This window comes from Streptomyces sp. NPDC002643, assembly GCF_053592555.1.
Window position 1 is genome coordinate 89435 of record NZ_JBSFVY010000018.1, and the last position, 24622, is coordinate 114056.

Genomic DNA, 24622 nt, shown 5'->3' on the forward strand with positions numbered 1-24622 from the left:
GTGAGCGGTCATCGGGACCCATTGTCAGACCCCGCCCGTAGAGTCGGAGACAGCTGATCGGCATCGGATCGGCCGATGGGTGTTGTGGGTGCCGTGGGCGCCCACCCGACACGAGGGCGGGAGGTGACCTGACGTATGCGGGACATGGCTGTTCCCGAGGCCGACACGGCCGTTCCCGTGCGGCTGGCCGCCGTCTTCCTGCCCGCCCCGCTGCCCCGCCACGGCCGGATCGCCTTCTGGGACCCGGACGGCGGGGAGCCGCCCCCGAAGCCGAAGGACGAGCCAGCGGGCGAAGCCGCCCCGCACGGCGAGCACACCGACCTCACGGTCGTACGACGGTGCGACCTCACCGTCGTACGCCGCCACGGCTCCGGAGTCCGCCGGGGCACCGTCCCCTCCCTCTCCCTCACGCTTGCCGAAGCCCTGCCCCTCCTCACCCGGGCCCGGCGCGACCCGGCCGCCCACCCCGCCACGGCCTGCTGGGGTGCGGCCACCCTGCACGCGCTACGACTCGTCGCCCGGGGCCGACTGCTGCCCGGGCTGACCCCCGACGGCTACGACGCCTGGCGGGCCGGCCCCCTCGACCCGGACGACATCGCCCACCTCAGGGCCGTCGCCGCCGCGCTCCCGTACGAGGGCCATGCCGTACCCCTGCCCGGCAAGGGCCCGCTGCGGCTGCCCGAGCCGGAGGCGCTGATGCGGTCCTTCCTGGACGCCGTCGCCGACACCCTCCCGCGCGGCCCGGCGGCACCGTACGTCTCCGGGAAACCGTTCGCGGCGAGCGCCGGACAGCGGCTGCCCGCCGCGCGTGACTGGGCGGCCGAGGTCGCCGCCGGCATGGACGCGGGCGTACGGATCTCGCTACGGCTGGACCTGTCGGCGTACGACCTCTTCGACGACGGCGAGGGCGCGCGGCGGGCCGGTGCGGCCGTGGTCCAGGTGCACAGCCTCGCCGACCCCACCCTCGTCGTGGACGCGGCGGCCCTGTGGGCGGGGGACGCGGAGGCCGCGTTCGGGCCACGCGCACGCGTGGACGCCGCCCTCGCCGTACGACGGGCGGCCCGCGTATGGCCGCCCCTCGACCGGCTCTCCGAGCAGGACCTGCCCGACGTCCTCGCCCTCTCCGAGGAGGAGCTGTACGACCTGCTGGGCGTCGCCGCGACCCGGTTGGGCGCGGCCGGGGTCGCCGTGCACTGGCCCCGGGACCTGGCCCAGGACCTGAGCGCCCGCGCCGAGGTACACCCGGCACCCGGCTCTGCCACGGACGGCACCGGCTTCTTCGAAGGCGAGGAACTGCTGAGGTTCCGCTGGCAGTTGGCGCTCGGCGGGGACCCGCTCACCGAGTCCGAGATGGACACCCTCGCCGAGGCCCACCGCCCCGTCGTCCGGCTGCGCGACCGGTGGGTCCTCGTCGACCCGGCCCTCGTCCGCAAGGCCCGCAAGCGCGAACTGGGCCTCCTCGACCCGGTGGACGCCCTCTCCGCGGCCCTCACCGGCACCGCCGAGATCGACGGCGAGACGGTGGAAGCGGTCCCGGTAGGGGCGTTGGCGGCCCTCCGCGACCGCCTCACGGCGGGCATCACCCCGGTCGACCCGCCCCCGGCCCTTGCCGCCACCCTGCGCGACTACCAACTCCGGGGCCTGGCCTGGCTGGACCTCATGACCTCCCTCGGCCTCGGCGGCTGCCTCGCCGACGACATGGGCCTCGGCAAGACCGTCACCGTCATCGCCCTCCATCTGCGCCGGGTCCGCCGTGAGCCCACCCTCGTCGTCTGCCCCGCGTCCCTGCTGGGCAACTGGCAGCGGGAGATCACCCGTTTCGCCCCCGGAGCGCCCGTACGCCGCTTCCACGGCCCCGACCGCACCCTTGAGGACGTGGAGGACGGCGGCTTCGTCCTCACCACGTACGGCACGATGCGCTCCACGGCCACCGCGCTCGCCCAGCAGGAGTGGGGCATGGTCGTCGCCGACGAGGCCCAGCACGTCAAGAACCCCTACTCGGCGACCGCCAAGGCCCTGCGCACGATCCCCACCCCCGCGCGCGTGGCGTTGACGGGCACCCCCGTCGAGAACAACCTCTCCGAACTCTGGGCCCTCCTGGACTGGACGACCCCCGGCCTGTTGGGGCCCCTGAAGTCCTTCCGCGCCCGCCACGCCCGAGCCGTGGAGAACGGCGAGGACGAGGAGGCCGTGACCCGCCTCGCCCGACTGGTCCGCCCCTTCCTGCTCCGCCGCAAGAAGTCCGACCCGGGCATCGTCCCCGAACTCCCCCCGAAGACGGAGACCGACCACCCCGTCCCCCTCACCCGCGAACAGGCCGCGCTCTACGAGGCGGTGGTCCGCGAGTCGCTGCTCGCCATCGAGACGGCGGACGGCATCGCCCGCCGGGGCCTGGTCCTGAAGCTGCTGGGCGCCCTGAAACAGATCTGCGACCACCCGGCCCTGTACCTCAAGGAGGAGGCCGCCGCTGATCGTCTGGCGGCCCGCTCGGGGAAACTCGCCCTGCTGGACGAACTGTTGGACACGCTCCTCTCCGAGGACGGCTCGGCACTCGTCTTCACCCAGTACGTGGGCATGGCCCGCCTGATCACGGCCCACCTGGCCGCCAGGGCCGTCCCCGTCGAACTGCTCCACGGAGGCACACCGATCAAGGACCGCGAACGGATGGTGGACCGCTTCCAGAGCGGGGCCAACCCGATCCTGGTCCTCTCCCTCAAGGCGGCCGGCACCGGCCTGAACCTCACCCGAGCGGGCCATGTCATCCACTTCGACCGCTGGTGGAACCCCGCCGTCGAGGAACAGGCCACCGACCGCGCCTACCGCATCGGCCAGACCCAGCCCGTCCAGGTCCACCGCCTCATCACCGAGGGCACCGTCGAGGACCACATCGCCGACATGCTCGAATCCAAGCGGGCACTGTCCGACGCCATCCTCGGCTCCGGCGAGGCGGCACTGACCGAACTGACCGACCGAGAACTCAAGGCACTGGTCTCGCTGCGGAGGCCGACATGAGCGGGCGAGAACGGCAGCGGGACGGCGCCTCGCGGCGGCGTGGGGCGGCGGCGCAGGGTTCGGCCACGGGGGAGACACGGACCGCCGAGGAGAGGGACCGGGTCGTGGAGGGGGCGGCTGGGGGAGGGGCCGGGGGCGAGGGGTTGGTGGCTGGTGATGAGGCCAGGGTCGAGGGCTCCGTGGTTGGGGATGAGGCCGGGGCCGGAGGTTGGGTGGCTGAGGGAGGGGCCGGAGTCAAGAACTGGGCGGATGGGGGCGAGGCACCGGTCGAGGACTGGGTGGCCGGGGAAGAGAACGGGACCGGGGGCGAAGGGGAACGACTGAGAGTTGAGGCCCGGACGGACCGTGAGCCGGACGCCGCTGCCGGGTCACGCCCCGCCGACGCCGCTCGGCAGGCGTTGCGGACGGCGCGGGCACGGGGGATGCGAGGGGCGGCGGAGTCGGGCGGCGAACACGGCACGCTCTCGGGACAGGGCGGGCGCGGCGGGCCGATGGCTCGTCCCGGTGATGCGGCGCGGGAGGCGTTGCGGAGGGCGGTGGACGCCCGGGTGGGCAGCACGTCCCAGGAGCCTGAGGAACCTGGGGAGTCCGAGAGGCCCGGGGAGGAGCGGGATTCGGCTTCGCCGGCGGCCGGGGCATCTGGTGACGCGGCCCCCGCGCGCGGCCCTCTCGGCGGGGCGGCTGCTCCGATGGGCACGTGCCCCGGCGATGTCGCCAGGGAGGCGCTGCGCGCGGCCCGCAGCGCTGCCGAGCGGGCGCGAGCGGAGGCCGAGGCTGAGAAGGGCACCAAGGGTGCGGCCGGCTCAAGGCGAGTCGGCGACCGGGGGCCGATCCGCGCTCGGACACGGCAGGATGCCCATGGGCGGAGCGGAGGCGGCCGAGGCGAGGGTCCCACGGCGAGGGACCTGCACGAACTGCTCGCCGGAGCCTTCCGGTTGCCGCCCGACACAGCGGCCCCCGACGCCCGCCAAGACTTCACCGAACGGAAAGCCGGGCCACCGACAGAGCCGACCCCCTACGCTGCTGCCGGGTCTGCCGGGTCTGCCGGGTCTGCCGGGTCTGCCGGGTCTGCCGGGTCTGCCGGGTCTGCCGGGTCTGCCGGGTCTGCCGGGTCTGCCGAAGCAGTCGAAGCAGCCACGCCGCTTAGCGACGCCACGGTGCTGAGCCGTGCCTCGCAACGCTCCGCTTCCGAGCCCCCTGACGTCGACGCGCCGCCTGTCTCGACCCGCCTGTCCGGCCAAGATGCCCCCCGAGCCGATGCGCCGTACGGCTCCACCCGCCCCACGGCCCAAGTCGCCCCCGGCACGGACCTGCCGGGGAACTCGGCGCGCGCCATCGGTGACGTTCCCCCCGGCCCCGGCCTGCCGGAAGAAGCCACCCGCGCCCAGGCCCACGACGTATCGGGCCCCCACTCCACCGACGCCTCGGCAAGCCCCGCCGCCCACGACGCAGCCGACACCGACACCGACCGACCCGGCGATTCCGGGCGCCCCCGAACCCATGGCGCCCCCGGCAGCCCCCGGCCCGACACTCCGGCCACGCCCCGCGTCCCCCGCACCATGGCGGCGCCGTCCCGCGACGGCGAACTCCGCCGCACGTTCCCGGCGCTGCCGCCGCGCCCCTCGCCGGGGGCGGCGTTCGCGGAGAGTTGGTGGGGCAATGCCTGGGTGACCGCCCTTGAGGAAGGGGCACTGGACGCCGCACGGCTGGCCCGGGGGCGCGCGTACGCAGACAAGGGGCACGTGGACGCGATCACCGTGACTCCAGGGCTGGTGCTGGCGTACGTCCACGGCAGCCGCCCACGGCCGTACCGCGTCCAGATCCGCCTGCGCACGCTCGACGACACCGAATGGGACCGCTTCCTCGACACGGCGGCCGAACGCCCCGGCCATATCGCCGCGTTGCTGGACAAGGACATGCCCCAGGCACTCGCCGACATCGACGCGGGCACCGAATCGGCCACCCGAGCTGATGCCGGAACTGAAGCCGGGCGCGGTGCTCAGGTCCTCCGGGGCGGACGTGGCGTGAGGTTGCTGCCGGGCCCCGGCGAACTGGACCCCCATTGCAGTTGCCCCGACTTCGGTCACCCTTGCAAGCACGCGGCGGCACTCTGCTACCAGACCGCGCGGCTGCTGGACGAGGACCCCTTCGTCCTGCTGCTCCTGCGGGGCCGGGGCGAACGGGAGTTGCTGGAGTCGCTGTCGCGCCGCAGCGCCGCGCTGGCGGCCCGGGCCGCCCAGGACCAGGAACCGGCCGCCCTCCCCGGCATCCGCGCGAGCGACGCCCTCACCCCGCGCGCCCTCCCACCGCTGCCCGCCCCCCTGCCCTCACCGCCCCACCCGGAACAGCCCCCGGTGTACCCGGGAGCGCCCGGCGGCCCCGACCCGTTCGCGCTGGACCAGTTGGCCACCGACGCGGCGGCCCGCGCACACGCGCTGCTCACCACCGGACGCGACCCGCTCGCCGAACTGACGCTGTGGCAGGACGCGGTCCGCCTCGCCGCCGCCCGCCCCGGCTCCGGCCTCACCGCCACCACCCGCGCGCTCTACTCCGCGCTGTCCGCCGCCACGGGCCGCACCTCGGCCGACCTGGCCCGCGCGGTCGCCGCCTGGCGTCAGGGCGGACTCGAAGGGCTCGCCGTCCTGGAGGAACCCTGGGACCCACCGGCCGGCCGCTTCGACCGTGCCCGCCCCCTCCTCCTCGCCGCCGACTTCCCCGCGTTCCGCCCCTGGCGCAACCACCTCACCCATCCCCTCGGCCATGTCCAACTCCGCCTGGGCCGCGACGGCCTGTGGTACGCCTACGAGTCCGAACCGGGCAAGGACGACTGGTGGCCCAGAGGCACCCCCGACCTCGACCCGGTAGGAGCCCTCACCGGCCTGGGCAACACCTGACCACCACACCCCCGGCCTCGCCCCACCCATCCGCCGGCCGTCCCCACACACCCGCCCCGCACCACGACAACCGGCCTCCCCCCCACGGCCCCCAGCACACCCACCACACCCACCCCCCCGACACAACCGCGAAGTTTGTTCGAAGGGGTGATCCGGTGTCCGGTGGGGGTGAGCGCCCGTTGTGTGACCTGCGGTTCGGTGAAGACGGTGTGAGAGTTGGCCGCTGATGTTCGGGAGCCGTCTGGGCGGATTCGGGGCCCTGGGACCGAGCACCAAGGAAGGGACGTTAGCGTGGAGCGGTGAGTGAGACGACGACCCCCGCCCTCCAGTACCGCTTCGACGGGCCGGACGACGCCCCGGTCCTGATCCTCGGGCCCTCGCTCGGCACGACCTGGCACATGTGGGATCGACAGATCCCTGAGCTCACCAAACAGTGGCGGGTCTTCCGCTTCGATCTCCCCGGCCACGGCGGCGCCCCCGCGTATCCCGGTGGTTCCGTCGGCGAGTTGGCCGCCCGGCTGCTGGCGACGCTGGACGCGGTCGGCGTGCAGCGCTTCGGGTACGCGGGCTGCGCGCTCGGCGGCGCCATCGGCGTCGAACTGGCGCTGCGCCACCCGGACCGCATCGCCTCGCTCGCGCTGATCGCGGCCTCGCCCCGCTTCGGCACGGCCGACGAGTTCCGCCAGCGCGGCGTGATAGTGCGCACGAACGGCCTCGACCCCATCGCCCGTACGTCTCCGGACCGATGGTTCACCGCCGGGTTCGCGGCGGCGCAGCCGGCGATCACCGAGTGGGCCGTGCAGATGGTCCGCACCACCGACCCCGGCTGCTACATCGCCGCCTGCGAGGCGCTCGCCTCGTTCGACGTCCGCGGCGAACTGGGCCGGATCGGTGTCCCCACCCTCGTTCTCGTCGGCTCCGACGACCAGGTCACCGGCCCCGCCGAGGCCCGTACCCTGGTCGCGGGCATCCCGGACGCCCGGCTCGCCGTAGTCCCCAGCGCCTCGCACCTGGTGCCGGTCGAGCAGCCCGCCGCCGTCACCGATCTCCTCGTACGGCACTTCTCCACGGCCTGGCGGCCCGCCTACGACGCCGACACCGGCCAGATCGCCATCCCGGCGGCACCCGTCAAACCCGCCCTCGCCACCGCCGCGCCGCAGGCCGGCCCCCAGATCGGGCCGCAGACCGGGCCCGTCGCCGAGATCGCCGCGGCCGTCGCCCAGCCGGAGGCCACGGGAAGACCGGACCCGTACGACGCCGGGCTGAAGGTGCGTCGGGAGGTGCTCGGGGACGCGCACGTGGACCGGGCGCTGGCGTCGGCGGACGAGTTCTCCGGTGACTTCCAGGAGTTCATCACCCGCTACGCCTGGGGCGAGATCTGGGACCGGCCCGGCCTCGACCGCCGCTCCCGCAGCTGTGTGACCCTGACCGCGCTCGTCGCCGGCGGACACCTGGACGAACTCGCCTTCCACACCCGCGCCGCCCTCCGCAACGGCCTCACCCCGAACGAGATCAAGGAGGTCCTCCTCCAGGCCGCCGTCTACTGCGGCGTCCCGGCCGCGAACAGCGCCTTCAAGGTGGCCCAGCAGGTCATCCGCGAGGAGACCACACCACCTGAGGAATGAGCACGGTGAGCGCGCGCGGGGAGTGAGCGCGGGGATGAGCCGCATCCCGTCCCCGGGGGCAGGATGGACCCATGAAGCTCACGCTCACGAAGAAGTCGCACGCCTGCGTCCGTCTGGAGAAGGACGGACGCACGCTCGTCATCGACCCCGGCGCGTTCAGCGAGGAGGACGCGGCGATCGGCGCGGACGCCGTACTCGTCACGCACGAGCACGCCGACCACTTCGACGAGGGACGACTGCGGGCGGCCCTGGAGGCCAACCCGGCCGCCGAGATCTGGACCCTGCGCTCGGTCGCCGAGCAGATCGCCGCCGCCTTCCCCGGCCGGGTGCACACCGTCGGCCACGGCGACACCTTCACCGCCGCCGGCTTCGACGTCCAGGTCCACGGCGAACTCCACGCCGTCATCCACCCCGACATCCCCCGCATCACCAACGTCGGCTACCTCGTCGACGACGGCCGCGTCTTCCACCCCGGCGACGCCCTCACCGTCCCCGACCACGCCGTCGAGACGCTGATGCTCCCCGTCATGGCCCCCTGGAGCAAGATCTCCGAGGTCATCGACTATGTCCGCGAGGTCCGGCCGCAGCGCGCGTACGACATCCACGACGCCCTCCTCACCGACCTCGCCCGCCCCATCTACGACCGCCAGATCGGCGCTTTGGGCGGCGCGGAACACCTGAGGCTGGCGCCCGGGACCTCGGCCGAGGTGTAGGGGGCCGCCCGGTCGCAAGGGGGGGCCGGGACCGGGCGGGGGGCGTTGTCGGACCCGCCCGGTAAGTTGTGAGGCATGCGCATCGCGACCTGGAATGTGAACTCGATCACCGCCCGTCTCCCAAGGCTGCTCGCCTGGCTGGAGAGCAGCGGCACGGATGTGCTCTGCCTCCAGGAGGCCAAGATCGCCGAGGACGCCTTCCCGTTCGACGCGCTGCGGGAGAAGGGCTACGAGGCCGCGGTGCACGCCACCGGCCGGTGGAACGGCGTGGCGGTGATCTCCCGCGTGGGCATCGAGGACGTCGTCAAGGGCCTGCCCGGCGACCCCGGCTACGACGGCGCCCCGGAGCCCCGCGCCATCTCCGCGACCTGCGGCCCGGTCCGCGTCTGGTCGGTGTACGTGCCGAACGGCCGTGAGGTCGACCACCCTCACTACGCCTACAAGCTCCAGTGGTTCGAGGCGCTGAAGGCCGCCGTCGCCGGTGACGCGGGCGGTGACCGCCCCTTCGCCGTCATGGGCGACTACAACGTGGCGCCGACGGACGACGACGTGTACGACGTCGCCGCCTTCGAGGGCCTCACCCATGTCACCCCCGCAGAGCGCGCCGCCCTCGCCTCCCTCCGCGAGGCCGGCCTCTCCGACGTGGTCCCCCGCCCCCTCAAGTACGACCATCCCTTCACCTACTGGGACTACCGCCAGCTCTGCTTCCCCAAGAACCGAGGCATGCGCATCGACCTCGTCTACGGCAACGAGCCGTTCGCGAAGGCCGTGAAGGACTCCTATGTCGACCGGGAGGAGCGCAAGGGCAAGGGAGCCTCCGACCACGCACCCGTGGTGGTGGACCTGGACGTGTAGCGACCGCCGAGCACGGCAGCCCGATCGCCCGCCGCTCACGGGACGGTCCGCCCGGAGGCTCACGGCACCAGCGTCCCCAGGTCCACCGAGTCGGCCAGCGCCGCCAGGCCCGTGTCTCCCGGATGCAGGTGGTCACCGCTGTCGTACGCCGGCAGCATCCGGGCGGGGCGGTCGGGGTCCCGGAGCACCGCGTCGAAGTCCAGTACGGCGTCGAACTCGGTGTTGCCGCGAATCCACTCGTTCACGGCGACCCGCTGGGCGTCGACGGCGGCGGTGCAGCGGGACTCGCCCTCGCAGGGCGCGATCGTGGCGACCAGCATGCGCAGCCCGCGTTCACGGCCCCGGGCGGCGATCTCCCGCAGCCCGGCGATGACCTCCGCGGCCGTGGTGCCCCAGCGGACGTCGTTGACGCCCTGGAAGACGACGGCGGTACGGGCGCCGGTCTGGGCGAGGACATCGCGGTCGAGCCGGTGCAGGGCGCTCACCCCGCCGGAGTCGGTGGAGACCCCGTCGCCCGGGTAGCGGTCGGTGACGACACGGTTCGCCGAGATGCCCTGGTTGAGGACCCCGTAGCGCGGGGTCTCGTCCTGCGCCGCGAGCCTCCTGGCCAGCAGGTCCGGCCACCGGCGGTTCCCGTCGCTCACCGACCTGTCCCCGTCGGTGATCGAGTCGCCCAGCAGCACCACGGACCCCGGCCCACCGCCCACGTCCACCCCGGTCAGCAGCGGCCAGCTGGTGATCGTCGAGGTGTACGCCGCCGCCGAGCCGTCTCCCGCTTGGTCGCCCGGCGCGCTGACGTACGAGGTCTGCTGGGCGAGCCGGTGCACGGGCGCGGCCGTCACCGTACCCGGCAGATGGAAGCTCACCAGCAGATTGGCGTCCGAAGGCACCTCGAAGCCCAGCGGATCGCTGAACGCCTGCGCCCCGGCCGGGATCTCGGTGCCCGTCGCACCCCCGAACGACAACGCCACCGGTGTACTCCGCGCCGCCGCCCCCTCGGCCTGCACGGCGACGGTCGCGCTGCCGACCCGTACGGGCGCCGCCGCGAACGTGTTGTCGAGCCGGACCCTCACCCGGGGCCCACCGGCCGAGGTGTGGACGACGAGCCGCAGGGTCCGGTCGGTCCAGGGGCCGACAGCGGCGTAGCCCGAACTCGACACCCCCCAACTTCCCGTCCACGCCGAGGACTCCGGGCGTACCGCAACGGCGAAGACATGCAGATCACGGTCGCGCGGCAGGGTCACCGAAGTCACCGCGTCACCACGGGCGATCGGCACGGTGACGACGTACAGGCGTGCCTTCTGGGTGAGTTGACCGGTGGGTGTGTTGATGTGCGGGAGGGCGACGGCCTTGGTGGCGAGGGGGCCGGTGCGCCAGTCGGGGGCGGTCAGCCGGTACGGGGACGAGGCGCCGCCCGCGTACTGGACCGTGCCGGTGCCGGCCGCGTCGGAGCCGCCGGTGCCAGCGACGAGGAAGGCCAGGGCGTCGCCCCGGCCCTGTACGCGTACGGTCTGGCCGTCGGCGCGGACGTTGTCCGGCTCGCCCGGCGAGGCACCGGGCCAGGTGAGCCGGGCGCCTTGAACGGTCAGTGAACGTCCCGGTGCCCAGCCCGCCGCGGTCAGGTCCTGGGCCGAGAGGGAGCCGCCGGAGCCGTCGAAGTCCGCCTCGTCCGGGCGGGCGTCGTCGCTGACCGCGCTGTTGTCGAAGAGCCGCTCCAGCGGCACCGGTTCCGCTCTGCCCCGACCGCCCCGGCTGTACCCGCTGTCCCCGGCCGCGGCCTGCGCGGTGGAGGCGACGGGTGCCAGCGTGGCCAGCAGCCCCAGGACGACGGCCGTTCCCCAGACGCGACGGCGCACGCGTGACCCCTCTCGTTCACTGATGACGACCCGCTGACAACGACCCGCTGACAACGACCCGCCCCGATGGCGACCCGCTGATGCCGGCTCGCTGATGACGCTCACCGCTGACGACTCGCTGATGATGAGGCGATATCGGCCTCGGTACAACGAGGGAGCACACAGATGCGCCACGAAAACGAAGGGGCGCAGGGGGCGCTCGACGAGGTGAGGGGGAAACGAAAGGCGAACTCCGGGGGAACACGCGGTTCCCGCGCGCCTGTGGTGCACCCGGCCGAGCCAATGACACGCTGAGCGCATGAACATCTCTTTCCTGGGCAACTGGCGCAAGAGGCGTGGCCCCGCTCATGGGGGCGCGGTGTTCACCGGTGGCCGCGACATCGACGACGCCGGCCACGAGGGCCTCGCCGAACTCCTCTCCGAATGCGAACTGCTGCGCGCGCAGGCCCAGGAGGCCGGCGTCGAACTCGACGACTCCGTCGCCTCGTTGGAGGCGTTGGACCAGCTCCTCCCGCGCTGGCGCGGCGACGAGGAGACCGAGTCCTGGCTCGGCAACGACGCCGGGCTCTATCTCGGCACGGTCGTCGTCCGCACGGTCCCGGGCGCCCGCTGGGAGATCCGGCCGCACGGCCGGCCCGTGGTGCGGCTGGCCTCCGGCCGCGAGATCGACGTCGTCGAGGCCGGACACGACTGGGCCGCCGGCGGCGTACCGGAGCTGTCGCAGATGTACGCGGAGACCGCCGAGGGCTGACCGGTGACCGCCAGGGGTCCGACCGGCGGCCACCAACGGTCCGACCGGCGAACGCCAAGGGTGCCGGCCGGCGGAGGCGAAGGGGCCGATCGGCGGACGCGAAGAGTCCGGCGGGCACACGTGCATGGCCTGGCCGGCCGTCGTGAAAGGCCTGGTCGGCGGACGTAAATACGCCTATTGCCGAGGAGCGCGTGTCGGGGAAGGGAGCACCTTCGGCCCGGATAGTTTGCGGCACCGCGACACGACACGGGCGAGAGCGAAGAGGGCGGGCAGTGCATGGTTGTCGATCCGCTGATCGAACTGCACGAGGTGAACAAGTACTACGGCGATCTGCATGTCCTGAAGGACATCGGGCTGATCGTGGGCAGGGGAGAGGTGGTCGTGGTCATCGGCCCCTCGGGGTCGGGCAAGTCCACGCTGTGCCGGACCATCAACCGGCTGGAGACCATCCACTCCGGGAACATCCTCCTCGACGGGCAGCCGCTGCCGGACGAGGGCAAACCGCTCGCGGCGCTCCGCGCGGACGTCGGGATGGTCTTCCAGTCCTTCAATCTCTTCGCGCACAAAACGGTTCTGCAGAATGTCTCGCTCGGTCAGATCAAGGTACGCAAACGGAAGAAGGAGGACGCGGACAAACGCTCCCGCGAACTCCTCGACCGCGTCGGCCTCGCCGACCAGGCGCCCAAGTACCCGGCGCAGCTCTCCGGCGGGCAGCAGCTGGGGGTACCCCCAGGCCCTTAAGGCACTGGGGGAGGGTGGCCATCGCCCGGGCGCTGGCGATGGAGCCGAAGGTGATGCTCTTCGACGAGCCGACCTCCGCCCTCGACCCGGAGATGATCAATGAAGTGCTGGAGGTCATGCGGCAGTTGGCGCGCGAGGGCATGACCATGGTCGTCGTCACCCATGAGATGGGCTTCGCCCGTTCGGCCGCCAACCGGGTCGTCTTCATGGACGACGGCCGGATCGTCGAGGACCGCAGCCCCGACGACTTCTTCACCCACCCCGAGAGCGACCGCGCCAAGGACTTCCTCTCGAAGATTCTCAAACACTGATCATCCTCAAGCACTGAGCATTCTCGAACACCGATCACGATGCGCGGACCGTCGAACACCGAGCGCGGTCATCGGGATTGACCCGCATGACCCGCATGACCCCCACAACCCCCATGGCCCCCGTGACCCCCACCGGAGTCGCGCCGGGCCTCGACTACGATGAGCGGTTCATCCGCTTGTGGGTGACCGAGGCCGCGGGCGCCACCGCGGTCGGAATGGAAAAGCTGCTGCCAGGCGCGCAGTAGCCAAGGGGCCAGGCCCGCCCGGCGGCAGCCGGAGATCACTGCTCGCGCAGCGGAATCGACACGTACGACGGGTCGTTCGGCGGCGAGGAGAAGGTCAGCTGCGCGCCGGACGGGTTGTGCTCGATGTAGAGCGGGGGGACCCCTACCGCCGACCAGGGCGAGAGGGTGGCCCGCCGGCACGTCGTAGGCCGTGGAGAACAACTCCAGGTCCACGGCGAACGGCTTGCCGGGTGTCTTCCCGTGGGAGGTGTACGGCGCGTTGCTGACCAGCTTGCCGAGGCCGAGCGGGCCCACGTCGTAGAGGTACGCGACGAGGGTTCCGCTCTCCTTGGTGGCGGTGACCGTGGTGTGCAGCTTCGCCGTCCCCCGCACATACTGCGTCCGCTGGTACTTCTCCGACTGCCATACGGCCGCCCAGCGGCGCGGCAGCAGCGGTATCGAGGCGACGGGCGGCAGTTGGGCCACCTGATCGAGGACGCTGGACAGGAAGATGATCCCGCCGTTCGCCCCCGAGTCGACGTTGGTGTGGATCGTGGTGCCGCTCGCGAGGGCGATCTTCTTCCGGGTGGCGGTCACCGACTTCCAGTCCGGATGCCCCTCGAAACCGCCACCGGTACGGGACTTGAGCCGCACCGGCTGCTCCCGGTCGACGCCGTTGGCCTCGCCCTTCAGATAGTGGTCGAACCACCGCCGGGTATCGGTCCACACATCGTTCGGGAGTCCGAACAGCCCCGTCATCTCGGTGGTGGCGTGGTCACCCTGGGCGCAGCTCCAGCCGCTTGGGGCCGGTGAGCTACTAGCGGGTGAACGTTTCTTCCCCCAGGCGATCAGCTCCGGCTCCTACTCCAGGTCGGACGCGTAGATCGTGCGCGGCGGTGAGCAGACTGATGCCCGCGTCGTACGACAGCCCGGCCATTCCCACGTGCCCCGCGTCGGCCGGGGTGTTGGCGAGCGCCCAGTCGATCACCGTGGAGGCATCGGCTATGTCCGGTGGCCCCGCCACTTCTATGTGTCCACCGGACTCCCAGAAGCCGCGCACGTTGTAACTGACGACCACCTAACCGGCGGTCGCGAGCTTCCGCGCCTGGGCGAGGTACTCGACCTGGGGGAGACCCCAGCTCGTGGGGAGCACGAGAAGGGGGTACGAGCGCGACGTGTCCCCCGGCGCGACGACGTTCGCCTTGAGGACGGTGCCGTCCGAGCCCTTGATGTCGACGAACCGGGTGGTCGGGGCGCCGCTCGTCGCCGCCTGCGCGGCCGGGGCGAACGCCGGCGCCGTACCGGCGACCAGACCGACCGAAACGGCCCCCGCGGTCGTTGTGCGCAACGCCCTCGTCGCGCACGGGGACTTGGCCGTACGGGCCGTCGTGCTGTGCGGATGCGGGTGTCTCACGGGGCACTCCTCACCGGCTCCGGGAAGGGCGCCTGGGCCGTGCGGGTCACGTCCGCGACGACCTCGACGACATCGGGGCCGTACGCCTGGGAGTTGACGACCTTCAGGAGGAGGACGAAGTTCCCGGTGCCGTACTTGCGGCGGAGGCGCTCGTGGTTGCGGGCCAGGTAGCGGGTGGCGGCCTGGTTGGTGATGGCGCGCTGGCCGCAGAAGAGGAAGACGGGGCGGGACTGGTCCGGCTGGCCGGTGGTGAGGCGGGCCAGGAAGACGTGTTCGGTGATGCCGGGGTCGAGGCGGTAGTGCTCTTCGCCGATCCTGAAGGCGCCCCGGTCGGGGCCGGGCTCGGGGTCGGTGTTGAAGCGTATGCCGGGCAGCATGGCGGCGATGTGGGCGGCCATACGGCGATTCGACCCGGGGCCGCCCACACAGAACTCGGTGCGCTCGCCGAAGCCCTGCTGCGCCGCGTCCTGGGTGACGACCTGCGCGTGTGCGCCGCAGTCCTTGATGAGTGCCGAGAGTTCCAGCAGGGCGAACACGTCGAAGCGGTGCACCGCCATGTCCGCGCTCGACGGGTCCCGGTTGACCACCAGCAGGGACTCGGAGTTCTCGGGCAGCCCGAAGAACTCCTGCTTGCGGCGGAGCTTCCGCTTCCAGAGGTACGTCCGGACGAACCAGCCCAGCGAGGCACTGATGCCCGCCGCGACCACGCCGAGGACGATATTGCGCACGTCGTCAGTCATGGCCGCGCATGGTAGCGGGCGCCGCCGAACACTGTCCGAATCCGTGTCCGATTCTGCGCCCGAATCCGTATCCGAGTCCATGTCTGATTTTCGGGCGCCGCCCTCTCCGGCTTCGAGCGAGGCATGCTCCGGGCGACGCCCCTCCTGTGGTCGCCGTGTCCTCCAAGGGCGCGCATGGCGCTGACGGGACGGCGGCCGTCACGTTACTCTGCGCAGACGGTCGTTGACTGGAGGTACGGATGCGTCTGCGTCGCCCTGTCGCGCGGAAACTGGCGGTTCTGGCGGCGGTGTCCGCCGTGGTGTCGATGGGGGCGGCGGCGCCACCGACCTCCGCCACGGCGAATGCCGCCCCGCCGGACACCGCCACGGCGGACACCGCCACGACCGGCCCGGTCCGGAAGGCGCCGGTCGCCGTAGGCTACGGCGGTGCCGTGTCGAGCGTCGACCCGGATGCCTCGGCCGCCGGGATCGAGGTGCTGCGCAAGGGCGGCAACGCGGTGGACGCGGCCGTCGCCACCGCCGCCGCTCTCGGCGTCACCGAGCCCTACTCGGCCGGTATCGGCGGAGGCGGCTACTTCGTCTACTACGACGCCCGGTCCCGTACGGTGCACACCGTCGACGGACGCGAGAGGGCACCGCTGAGCGCCGACGAGAGCCTTTTCCTGGAGAACGGCACGGCGATCCCCTTCGCGGAGGCCGTGAGCAGCGGGCTGAGCGTGGGTACGCCGGGCACGCCCGCCACCTGGCAGACGGCACTGCGGAGTTGGGGCAGCCGGCCGCTCGCCACGCTGCTGAAGCCCGCCGAGAAGCTCGCGCGCGACGGCTTCGTCGTCGACGAGACCTTCCGCGCCCAGACCGCGTCCAACGAGGCCAGGTTCCGGTACTTCCCGGACACCGCCGAGCTGTATCTGCCGGGCGGCGCGCTGCCGGTGGTCGGCTCGACGCTGAAGAACCCCGATCTGGCGCGTACGTACGCGGAGTTGGGCCGCGAGGGTGTCGGCGCCCTCTACCGGGGCGAGATCGCCGAGGACATCGTCGACACGGTCAACAAGCCGCCCGTGGACCCGGGTTCGGGATGGAACGCCCGGCCCGGCGATCTGACCGCCCGCGACCTCGCCGCGTACCGCACCAAGCGCCAGGCGCCCACGAAGATGACGTACCGGGGTCTCGACGTCTACGGGATGGCGCCCTCGTCCTCCGGCGGCACGACCGTCGGCGAAGCCCTCAACATCCTGGAACGGACCGACCTCTCCGAGGCGAGCGACGTCCAGTATCTGCACCGCTTCATCGAGGCGAGCCGGATCTCGTTCGCGGACCGGGGGCGGTGGGTCGGCGACCCCGCCTTCGAGGACGTACCGACCAAGGGGCTGCTGTCGCAGCGGTTCGCGGACTCGCGCGAGTGCCTGATCAAGGACGACGCGGTGCTCACCAGTCCCGTCGCACCGGGCGATCCTCGCGATCCGGGGGACTGCGCGACGGGCGGTACGGCGGCGCCGACGACGTACGAGGGTGACAGCACGACCCATCTCACGGTGGCCGACAAGTGGGGCAACGTCGTCTCGTACACGCTCACCATCGAGCAGACCGGTGGCAGTGGCATCACCGTGCCGGGGCGGGGTTTCCTGCTCAACAACGAGCTGACCGACTTCTCCTTCACGCCGGCCAGCCCGGCCGTCCACGACCCGAACCTGCCGGGGCCGGGCAAGCGGCCCCGCTCGTCGATGTCGCCGACGATCGTGCTGGACGAGCACGACAAGCCGGTGGTGGCGCTCGGTTCGCCGGGGGGCGCGACCATCATCACCACCGTGTTGCAGACCCTGACCGGTTTCCTGGACCGGGGACTGCCGCTGGTCGACGCGATCGCCGCGCCGCGCGCCAGCCAGCGCAACCAGACGACCACCGAGCTTGAACCGGGGCTGTGGGGCAGCCCGTTGCGGACCGAACTCGAAGCGATCGGGCATGGCTTCCGCCAGAACCCCGAGATCGGGGCGGTCGCCGGGGTCCAACGCCTGCCGGGCGGGAAGTGGCTGGCGGCGGCGGAGACGGTGCGGCGAGGGGGTGGGGCGGCGATGGTTGTACGGCCGGGGAAGTAGGGCGCCCGGGGGCTGGGGCTGGGCGGGGCCCTGGTTGTTGGGCGCCCGGGGGTGGTGCTGGGCGGGGGTGGGTTTCGCTTACCGGCGCTTACAGGGTGCCGCTGCGCCCACCCTCCCCCACGCTCGACTTCGCTCGCGCGGGGGGACCCCCATCGCCCCAGCGGCACGATTGCCCGCAGCTACGACGACTGCTGGGTGGGCGCCGCTCCAGCGGCGCGATTGCCCGCAGTTACATGAGCCATGGCAGCTGGGCCCGGCATCAATAGGGGCGCGGGGAACTGCGCGACCAGCCACGACGCGCCCGCAGCCCGAAAAGCACCCGCCCCCCTACGGCGAAACCGCGCGGCCGGCCATCCCTACCGCGCCGTCAAAATCCGAGGCCCCGCCTCGGTGATGGCCACCGTGTGCTCCGCATGGGCCGCGCGAGAGCCGTCGTCCGTGCGGAGCGTCCAGCCGTCCGGTGCCGTGTGGTATCCGTCCGTGCCGCCCTCGATCACCATCGGCTCGATCGCCAGCACCATCCCATGGCGCAGCGGCATCCCCCGCCCGGGGCGCCCTTCGTTCGGTACGCCGGGGTCCTCGTGCATATGGCGGCCGATCCCGTGGCCGCCGAACCCGTCGGGGATGCCGTACCCGGCGGCGCGGCAGACGGTGCCGATGGCGTGGGCGATGTCGCCGATGCGGTTGCCGACGACGGCCGCCTCGATGCCGGCTGCGAGCGCGCGCTCGGCGGTCTCGACGAGCCGCAGATCGGCCGCACGGGGCGTGCCCACGGTGAAGCTGATGGCCGAGTCACCCGCCCAGCCGCCCAGTTGGGCACCGCAGTCGATGGAGACCAGGTCGCCGTCCCGCAGCCGGTACGACGTCGGGATGCCGTGCACGATCGCGTCGTTGACCGAGGCACAGATCACGGCCGGGAAGGGCACGGGCGCGAAGGAGGGCCGGTAGCCCAGGAAGGGGGACGTGGCGCCCGCCCCGCGCAGTACCTCGCGCGCCACCTCGTCCAGTTCCAGCAGGGACACGCCCACCTCGGCGGCCTCGCGCACCGCGGTCAGCGCCTGTCCGACGATCTGCCCGGCTTCGTACATCGCGTCGATGGACGCGTCCGTCTTGAGTTCCACCATGCCAATTACTATACCGGTCATCGCCCAATTAGAATACCGGTCGCCCGGTGGGGGTCGGGCTTAGAATGAGCCCATGGTGCGCACCCCTCTGACCCCCGAAGAGCGCGAACGCGGCGAGCGGCTGGGCCGGTTGCTGCGCGAGGCCCGAGGCGGCCGCAGCATGGCGGAGGTCGCCGCCGTCGCCGGAATCTCGGCGGAGACCCTCCGCAAGATCGAGACCGGCCGCGCCCCCACCCCGGCCTTCTTCACGATCGCCGCCCTCGCCCGCGCCCTGGGCCTGTCCATGGACGAACTGGTCCTGGGGTGCGCCCCGGTGGAGACGGCCGCCACGACACTCCCGACCACGGCCGTCGCCTAGCCGCGCCGGGTCGTGACCCGACCCCGCGCCGCGCCGGGCCGTCAGCCGGCACCCAGGTCCGGATCACGAGGTCCCCCTCGCTCGGCTCCCCGTCACCGACGTCCGATTCGCCCTGTGCGCACAGCCGCCACACGGGTGCGCACAGCACACTGCGTCCGCTCCGCAAACTTCATGTAGCCGCGCTGTAACACAACTGGTGTTTTCTAGCGGTCCGGAGCACTCCAGTCTGCCGGGGAGCATGCGATGGCTGTGGATCAACTCCCGGGTCGAGTACGGGAGTTCGCGGGGTATCTGAACAGGCTGATGACCAAGCTGGACCAGGGCGTCGGCTGGTGCGCCGTGTTCTGGCAACGCGACCCGGATGGTATGCGGGCCTGTCTCGACGGTACGGAGGTGCCGCCCTGGGACGTGGTCGAGGCGCTGATGCACGACCTCGCCACCGCGTACGGCCCGGCCGCCGCAGCCCAGGAGACCGAACGGGCCCGCGCCCTGCACCGGGCCTCGCTCGCCGCGTTCGACGCCCAGCCCGGTGGCCGCGACGCCCTCGGCGACCGGCTCGACGTCATGCTCCGCGAACAGCGCTACGCCGCCGAACGCACCGCCGAGCTGACCCGCAGACTCGGGGCCGCCGCCACCCAGGAGGAGGCCGACTCCCTCCGCCTCGACCTGGCCTGGGCCCACGACGACCACGAACGCGCAACAGCCCGCTGCACCGAACTGCGCGCCCGCATGGAGGAGTACGACCGCCGCGTCTCGCCCACCACCGCGCCGGAGGCCCCCCGCTTCCCCGGAGGCATGGCCGGCGATGTCTTCCGGGTACCGGACCGACAGCGACGGTCACCCCGGAGCGGCCCCCACGACGACACCGCGCACGGCGGCCGGGGGACAGGCCCGGAGGGCACCACCGACCCCGGAGCGGCAGCCCGGACGGAGCCCTTCCCCGACACCGACGCGGCGAGGGCGGCTTCCGGTGCCGCTTCCGCCGCCGATCCGGCTGCGGCACCCGCCACCGACCCGGAATCCCAGGGCCCCGCCGACGAACTCACCGCCCCGGCCTCCACCAAGCAACGCCCCAAGCGCCGCTTCCGTGGTGGCGCCCGGTTCGCGGGTGTCGCGGACGGAGAAGGGGAGGCCCCCGCGGCCGCGGTGCCCGAGACCGCGCCCGCCCCCGCCCCCGCGCGCAAGGGCCGCTCTCCCCGAGGGGCCCGGTTCGCCGGGGTCGCGGCGCAGCCCGAGCAGGTGGCGCCGCAGCAGGAGAAGGCGGTACGCGTGCCGATGGAGGACGAGGCCCGGCGGGAGGTCGTCGGGACCGTCGACGGGCTGGTGCGACTGCGCAAGGAGGGGCGCAGCGGAGAGGCGCACGCGCTGCTCGTGGAGGTGGCCCACTGGCCCGCCGAGCGCTTCCCGCTGCTGGCCGCCGAACTGCACCGCGCGGGGCTCGGCGCCGACTGGGCGACTCTCCTGTGGGAGGTGGGCTCGCTGCCCATCGACCGACTGGTCACCGTCGTGGACGCCCTCAACGTGGTCGGCCGTACCGCCGACGGGGACCAGATCGTGAAACAGGGGGTCGCGCGGCCCGCCGAGGAGATCGGCGAGGCGGTGGCCGGACTCGTGGCCGAGGGGCGCGACCGCCAGGCACGCGCGCTGCTCGACGCCTACGTGAGCGTCCGCACACCGGAGGAGGCGGCGCGCGTGGCGGAAACCCATCCCAAGCCCCTCACCCGCATGATCCTGGACTCCGCCCGAGGAATCTCGTCCGACCGCCACCGCGACGTGAAGCACGCCCTACGGGTGGCAGGCTTGGCTTGAGGGTCCGTCGAGGGCGCGGGGCCTGTGTCGATATGCGGCTCCGCCGCGCGGGCGCGACCAGCCACGACGGCGCCGCGGCCGACTGACGGCCCATTTACGGCGCTCCTAGCGGAGCGCTTCCTCCCCCACAGGAGTGCGAAACGTGATCGACTCGGCCGGTTAACGGCGATGGTCTTGCCCTGCCCGTCGACGGGGCTTACGTTCAAGCCTCTACGGCCCGTTTCTACGGGCGTAGAGGCTCGCTGACGTCCCCCGTCGAAGGAGCAGCTGACATGGCCAACGTCGTGCGCGCCGCCCTCGTCCAGGCCACCTGGACCGGCGACACCGAGTCCATGGTCGCCAAGCACATCGAGCACGCCCGCGAGGCGGCCCGGCAGGGCGCGAAGGTGATCGGGTTCCAGGAGGTCTTCAACGCCCCCTACTTCTGCCAGGTCCAGGAACCCGAGCACTACCGCTGGGCCGAGCCGGTCCCCGACGGGCCGACCGTCGTTCGTATGCGGGAGCTGGCCCGCGAGACCGGCATGGTGATCGTCGTACCGGTCTTCGAGGTCGAGCAGTCCGGCTTCTACTACAACACCGCCGCCGTGATCGACGCGGACGGCACCTACCTCGGCAAGTACCGCAAACACCACATCCCCCAGGTCAAGGGCTTCTGGGAGAAGTACTACTTCAAGCCCGGGAACCTGGGCTGGCCGGTCTTCGAGACGGCCGTCGGCAAGGTCGGCGTCTACATCTGCTACGACCGCCACTTCCCGGAGGGCTGGCGCCAACTGGGCCTGAACGGCGCCCAGCTCGTCTACAACCCGTCGGCCACCCACCGGGGCCTGTCCTCCCACCTCTGGCAGCTGGAGCAGCCGGCGGCGGCCGTCGCCAACGAGTACTTCGTCGCCGCGATCAACCGGGTCGGTGTGGAGGAGTACGGGGACAACGACTTCTACGGCACGTCGTACTTCGTCGACCCGCGCGGCCAGTTCGTCGGCGGAACGGCGAGCGCCCATGACGAGGAACTCGTCGTCCGGGATCTCGACTTCGACCTCATCGAGGACGTACGACAGCAGTGGGCGTTCTACCGTGATCGTCGACCCGACGCCTACGAAGGACTGGTACAGCCGTGACCAACGAACTGCTCGGACGGCACAAGGCCGTCATGCCCGACTGGCTCGCGATCTACTACGCGAACCCGTTGGAGATCACCCATGGTGAGGGCCGCCATGTCTGGGACGCCGAGGGCAACAAGTACCTCGACTTCTTCGGCGGCATCCTCACCACCATGACCGCCCACGCGCTGCCCGAGGTCACCAAGGCGGTGAGCGAGCAGGCCGGGCGGATCATCCACTCGTCCACGCTCTACCTCAACCGGCCGATGGTCGAACTCGCCGAGCGCGTCGCGCAGTTGTCCGGCATCCCGGACGCGCGCGTCTTCTTCACCACCTCCGGCACCGAGGCCAACGACACCGCGCTGTTGCTGGCGTCGACGTACCGCCGCAGCAACCAGATCATGGCCATGCGCAACAGCTACCACGGGCGCAGCTTCAGCACGGTCGGCATCACCGGCAACAAGGGCTGGTCGCCGACGTCGCTGTCGCCGCTCCAGACGCTGTATGTGCACGGAGGCGTGCGTACACGAGGCCCGTACGCGGAGCTGAGCGACGCCGACTTCATCAAGGCCTGTGTCGCCGACCTGGAGGACCTGCTCGGCCACGGCCGTCCTCCGGCCGCGCTGATCGCCGAGCCCATCCAGGGCGTCGGCGGCTTCACCTCGCCGCCGGACGGGCTGTACGCGGCCTTCCGCGAGGTGCTCCAGCGGCACGGGGTGCTGTGGATCTCCGACGAGGTGCAGACCGGCTGGGGCCGCACCGGCGACAACTTCTGGGGCTGGCAGGCGCACGGTCAGAGCGGGCCGCCGGACATGCTCACCTTCGCCAAGGGCATCGGCAACGGCATGTCCATCGGCGGTGTCGTCGCCCGCGCCGAGGTCATGAACTGCCTCGACAGCAACTCGATCTCGACCTTCGGCGGCACCCAGATCACCATGGCCGCCGGTCTCGCCAACCTCAACTACCTCATCGAGCACGACCTCCAGGGCAACGCGCGCCGCGTCGGCGGACTGCTCATCGAGCGGCTGCGGGCCATCACGGCGCAGATCCCCGAGGTCAAGGAGGTGCGCGGCCGGGGCCTGATGCTCGGCATCGAGCTGGTGAAGCCGGGTACCGAGGAGGCCAACCCGGACGCCGCGTCCGCTGTCCTGGAGGCGGCCCGCCGGGAGGGTCTGCTGATCGGCAAGGGCGGCGGCCACAACACCAGCGCCCTGCGCATCGCACCCCCGCTCTCGCTGACCGTGGCCGAGGCCGAGGAGGGCGCCGAAGCGCTGGAACGTGCTCTGAGGAGCATCGCGTAAGCACCGAGCACCATCGCGTAAGCGCGATCGCGTAAGACACGCGCGCAAGGAATAAGGGGCGCACCGCCATGACCACCGCCTTGGAACCTCTCCTCTCGGTACGCCAGGTCCTCGGCCTGGAACGGGTGCTCGCCGGAGAGCCCGAGGTGGTGGCCGGGGCGGCCCAGATCGACCGGCCCGTGCGCTGGGTGCATGTCGCCGAGGCGCCCGACGTGGGGGTGATGCTCAGCGGCGGCGAGATGGTCCTCACCACCGGGGTCCTCCTCGCCGGTGACGAGGAGGCGCAGGCCGAGTACATCCGCTCCCTGCACCGCGCGGAGGCCTCGGCGGTCGTCCTCGGCCTGGGGCGGGCCTTCCCGACTCCGCCCGAGGTGATGCGGCGGGCGGCGGAGCGGTGCGGGCTGCCCATGGTGGTCCTGCACCGCCCGTTCCCCTTCGCCGAGTTGACCGAGGAGGTCCAGTCCCGGCTGGTCAGGCGGAAGTTCGCGGCCATCAGCCTCTCCGAGTCCGTCCGCACCGCACTGACCGGCCTGATCACGGCCGGGGCCCCGCTGCAGAGCCTGCTCGACGAGATCGCCGAGCACGCCGGCTGCCCACTGGTCGTCACCAACCTCGCCCACCGCGTCCTCGCCACGGCCGGGCACCGCTCCGCCGTCGACGACGTGCTGCGCGACTGGGAGCGGATCTCCCGTCAGGCCGGCGGCAGCGAGGGCGACGGCTGGGTACGGGCCGAACTGGGCGGACGCGGCGAGCGCTGGGGCCAGATCGTGCTGTGCGGCTACCGGGGCGACACCGCCACCGGGCGGCTGCTCGCCGACCGCGCCGCCGAAGCCCTCGTTCTGCACCGCATGCTCGGCGGCGGCTCCGCGCACTCCTGGGAGGAGGAGTCGGCGACGAGCCTGCTGACGGACCTGGTCTCCGGGGTCGTACCGGCCAGGCAACTGCTGCCGATGGCACGGGCCGCCGGACTGCCGGTCAACCGCCGTACCTTCGTACCCCTCGTCGTACGCGACGGAGAACCGGCCCAGCTCGACCGCGTCCTCCGCCTGTTGGGGCTCCCCGGGCTCGTCGCCGAACTGGCCGAGGGTGCCACCGCCGTGCTGCTCAGCCTCGCCCGGGACCAGGACGCGACCGCGCTGACCACCCACTTCGCGACCCGGTTGCGCGGGGAATCGGGGGCGCGCACGACGGTCGTCGCCGCTGCCGAACCCCGTGCCGCCTGGGAGGACGTACCCGCCGGGCTGCGTGAGGCCCGGCATGTGGCGGACGCCGTCGGGGAGTCGGCCGCCTCCGGGCTGGACCTCCCGGCCGTCGTACGCCTCCGCGATGTCCATCTGCGCGGTCTGATCCGGCTGTTGCGGGACGACCCGCACGTCCAGGCCTTCGCCGAGCGGGAGTTGGACGGGCTGCTCTGCGGCGACCGGCACTCCGAGCAGGATCTGCTGCCGGTGTTGCGCACCTATCTCGCTACCGGCCGCAACAAATCGCAGACCGCCCAGCTCCACCATGTCAGCCGCCCCGCGCTCTACCGCCGACTCGAAGCCATAGAGACCCGGCTCGGGGTCGACCTAGACGACTTCGAGCAGGCCGCGTCCGTCCACATCGCCCTCCTCGCACACGACGCGCAACAGGGCTGAAACATGCCAGGACCTGGGAAAACGGCGGTGAAACATGCGCCCACGAAGGGGTGACACGGTGGAACGC

The 24622-nt window shown here is 72.2% G+C and carries 16 protein-coding genes and 2 pseudogenes; 14 read left to right on the plus strand and 4 right to left on the minus strand.

The window, feature by feature from the left end; all coding sequences use genetic code 11:
• The first annotated feature begins 135 nt into the window (after positions 1-135).
• From ACWD4G_RS26555 to ACWD4G_RS26575, 5 genes are all read left to right on the plus strand, one after another.
• Positions 136-3012 (plus strand): DEAD/DEAH box helicase, encoded by a 2877-nt coding sequence (locus tag ACWD4G_RS26555; RefSeq protein ID WP_451297566.1) that lies wholly within the window; start codon positions 136-138, stop codon positions 3010-3012.
• A 491-nt stretch (positions 3013-3503) separates the two neighbouring features.
• Positions 3504-5906 (plus strand): SWIM zinc finger family protein, encoded by a 2403-nt coding sequence (locus ACWD4G_RS26560; protein WP_451297764.1) that lies wholly within the window; start codon positions 3504-3506, stop codon positions 5904-5906.
• Between the two features lie 299 nt (positions 5907-6205).
• Positions 6206-7531, plus strand: a complete 1326-nt coding sequence (gene pcaDC, locus ACWD4G_RS26565; RefSeq protein WP_451297568.1) for a bifunctional 3-oxoadipate enol-lactonase/4-carboxymuconolactone decarboxylase PcaDC — start codon at positions 6206-6208, stop codon at positions 7529-7531.
• A 71-nt stretch (positions 7532-7602) separates the two neighbouring features.
• Complete coding sequence (locus tag ACWD4G_RS26570) at positions 7603-8244, plus strand: MBL fold metallo-hydrolase (RefSeq protein ID WP_451297570.1); 642 nt, start codon at positions 7603-7605, stop codon at positions 8242-8244.
• Positions 8245-8319: 75 nt separating this feature from the next.
• A complete protein-coding gene (locus ACWD4G_RS26575; protein WP_451297572.1) occupies positions 8320-9099 on the plus strand; it encodes an exodeoxyribonuclease III in 780 nt (259 codons plus the stop codon).
• 59 nt (positions 9100-9158) lie between these two features.
• Here ACWD4G_RS26575 and ACWD4G_RS26580 read toward each other — a convergent pair whose 3' ends face one another.
• Entirely contained in the window at positions 9159-10955 is a 1797-nt protein-coding gene (locus tag ACWD4G_RS26580; protein WP_451297574.1) for an SGNH/GDSL hydrolase family protein, read from the minus strand.
• 298 nt (positions 10956-11253) lie between these two features.
• Between ACWD4G_RS26580 and ACWD4G_RS26585 the strand changes: the two genes are divergently transcribed.
• The 3 genes and pseudogenes from ACWD4G_RS26585 to ACWD4G_RS26595 all read left to right on the plus strand — a co-directional run bounded on the left by ACWD4G_RS26585 (position 11254) and on the right by ACWD4G_RS26595 (position 13003).
• The gene (locus ACWD4G_RS26585) at positions 11254-11706 is read left to right on the plus strand and encodes a DUF6278 family protein (RefSeq protein WP_451297576.1); all 453 of its coding nucleotides are present in this window, start codon (positions 11254-11256) and stop codon (positions 11704-11706) included.
• A gap of 276 nt (positions 11707-11982) precedes the next feature.
• Positions 11983-12758 (plus strand): annotated as a pseudogene (locus tag ACWD4G_RS26590) (amino acid ABC transporter ATP-binding protein).
• Between the two features lie 95 nt (positions 12759-12853).
• Positions 12854-13003 carry a hypothetical protein gene (locus tag ACWD4G_RS26595; RefSeq protein ID WP_451297578.1) on the plus strand — a complete coding sequence of 50 codons (150 nt, stop codon included), beginning with the start codon at positions 12854-12856 and terminating at the stop codon, positions 13001-13003.
• Positions 13004-13038: 35 nt separating this feature from the next.
• On the opposite strand, the pseudogene ACWD4G_RS26600 reads toward ACWD4G_RS26595, so the two are convergent.
• Together ACWD4G_RS26600 and ACWD4G_RS26605 are read right to left on the minus strand one after the other, a co-directional pair.
• A pseudogene (locus ACWD4G_RS26600) lies at positions 13039-14396 on the minus strand (CocE/NonD family hydrolase).
• Complete coding sequence (locus ACWD4G_RS26605; protein WP_451297580.1) at positions 14393-15136, minus strand: hypothetical protein; 744 nt, start codon at positions 15134-15136, stop codon at positions 14393-14395. The pseudogene ACWD4G_RS26600 and the gene ACWD4G_RS26605 overlap by 4 nt, the downstream one beginning before the upstream one ends.
• Positions 15137-15375: 239 nt before the next feature.
• On the opposite strand from ACWD4G_RS26605, the gene ggt reads away from it, so the two are divergent.
• On the plus strand, positions 15376-17229 hold the full coding sequence (ggt, locus tag ACWD4G_RS26610) for a gamma-glutamyltransferase (RefSeq protein ID WP_451297582.1): 1854 nt from the start codon (positions 15376-15378) through the stop codon (positions 17227-17229).
• Positions 17230-17585: 356 nt separating this feature from the next.
• Here the strand turns inward: ggt and map are convergent, their stop codons facing one another.
• Positions 17586-18353, minus strand: coding sequence for a type I methionyl aminopeptidase (gene map / locus ACWD4G_RS26615; RefSeq protein WP_451297584.1), 768 nt, complete (start codon positions 18351-18353; stop codon positions 17586-17588).
• A gap of 73 nt (positions 18354-18426) precedes the next feature.
• Here map and ACWD4G_RS26620 point away from each other — a divergent pair, with 73 nt between their 5' ends.
• From ACWD4G_RS26620 to ACWD4G_RS26640, 5 genes are all read left to right on the plus strand, one after another.
• Positions 18427-18711 carry a helix-turn-helix domain-containing protein gene (locus ACWD4G_RS26620; RefSeq protein WP_451297586.1) on the plus strand — a complete coding sequence of 95 codons (285 nt, stop codon included), beginning with the start codon at positions 18427-18429 and terminating at the stop codon, positions 18709-18711.
• Positions 18712-18954: 243 nt separating this feature from the next.
• Positions 18955-20520: a hypothetical protein gene (locus ACWD4G_RS26625; RefSeq protein WP_451297588.1), complete on the plus strand. Its 1566-nt coding sequence runs from the start codon at positions 18955-18957 to the stop codon at positions 20518-20520.
• A 272-nt stretch (positions 20521-20792) separates the two neighbouring features.
• Positions 20793-21635, plus strand: a complete 843-nt coding sequence (locus tag ACWD4G_RS26630) for a nitrilase-related carbon-nitrogen hydrolase (RefSeq protein WP_451297590.1) — start codon at positions 20793-20795, stop codon at positions 21633-21635.
• Positions 21632-22918: an aspartate aminotransferase family protein gene (locus ACWD4G_RS26635; RefSeq protein ID WP_451297592.1), complete on the plus strand. Its 1287-nt coding sequence runs from the start codon at positions 21632-21634 to the stop codon at positions 22916-22918. Before ACWD4G_RS26630 ends, ACWD4G_RS26635 begins: the two co-directional genes overlap by 4 nt.
• A gap of 68 nt (positions 22919-22986) precedes the next feature.
• Positions 22987-24555, plus strand: coding sequence for a PucR family transcriptional regulator (locus ACWD4G_RS26640; RefSeq protein ID WP_451297594.1), 1569 nt, complete (start codon positions 22987-22989; stop codon positions 24553-24555).
• Positions 24556-24622: the final 67 nt, after the last annotated feature.

Excerpts from the sequence above, each read along its gene's own strand:
- ACWD4G_RS26555 (WP_451297566.1), top strand. The coding sequence starts at position 136 with ATGCGGGACATGGCTGTTCCCGAGGCCGACACGGCCGTTCCCGTGCGG.
- ACWD4G_RS26560 (WP_451297764.1), top strand. The coding sequence starts at position 3,504 with ATGGCTCGTCCCGGTGATGCGGCGCGGGAGGCGTTGCGGAGGGCGGTG.
- ACWD4G_RS26570 (WP_451297570.1), top strand. The coding sequence starts at position 7,603 with ATGAAGCTCACGCTCACGAAGAAGTCGCACGCCTGCGTCCGTCTGGAG.
- ACWD4G_RS26575 (WP_451297572.1), top strand. The coding sequence starts at position 8,320 with ATGCGCATCGCGACCTGGAATGTGAACTCGATCACCGCCCGTCTCCCA.
- ACWD4G_RS26585 (WP_451297576.1), top strand. The coding sequence starts at position 11,254 with ATGAACATCTCTTTCCTGGGCAACTGGCGCAAGAGGCGTGGCCCCGCT.
- ACWD4G_RS26595 (WP_451297578.1), top strand. The coding sequence starts at position 12,854 with ATGACCCCCACAACCCCCATGGCCCCCGTGACCCCCACCGGAGTCGCG.
- ACWD4G_RS26605 (WP_451297580.1), bottom strand. The coding sequence starts at position 15,136 with ATGACTGACGACGTGCGCAATATCGTCCTCGGCGTGGTCGCGGCGGGC.
- ggt (WP_451297582.1), top strand. The coding sequence starts at position 15,376 with ATGCGTCTGCGTCGCCCTGTCGCGCGGAAACTGGCGGTTCTGGCGGCG.
- map (WP_451297584.1), bottom strand. The coding sequence starts at position 18,353 with ATGGTGGAACTCAAGACGGACGCGTCCATCGACGCGATGTACGAAGCC.
- ACWD4G_RS26620 (WP_451297586.1), top strand. The coding sequence starts at position 18,427 with ATGGTGCGCACCCCTCTGACCCCCGAAGAGCGCGAACGCGGCGAGCGG.
- ACWD4G_RS26625 (WP_451297588.1), top strand. The coding sequence starts at position 18,955 with ATGGCTGTGGATCAACTCCCGGGTCGAGTACGGGAGTTCGCGGGGTAT.
- ACWD4G_RS26630 (WP_451297590.1), top strand. The coding sequence starts at position 20,793 with ATGGCCAACGTCGTGCGCGCCGCCCTCGTCCAGGCCACCTGGACCGGC.
- ACWD4G_RS26640 (WP_451297594.1), top strand. The coding sequence starts at position 22,987 with ATGACCACCGCCTTGGAACCTCTCCTCTCGGTACGCCAGGTCCTCGGC.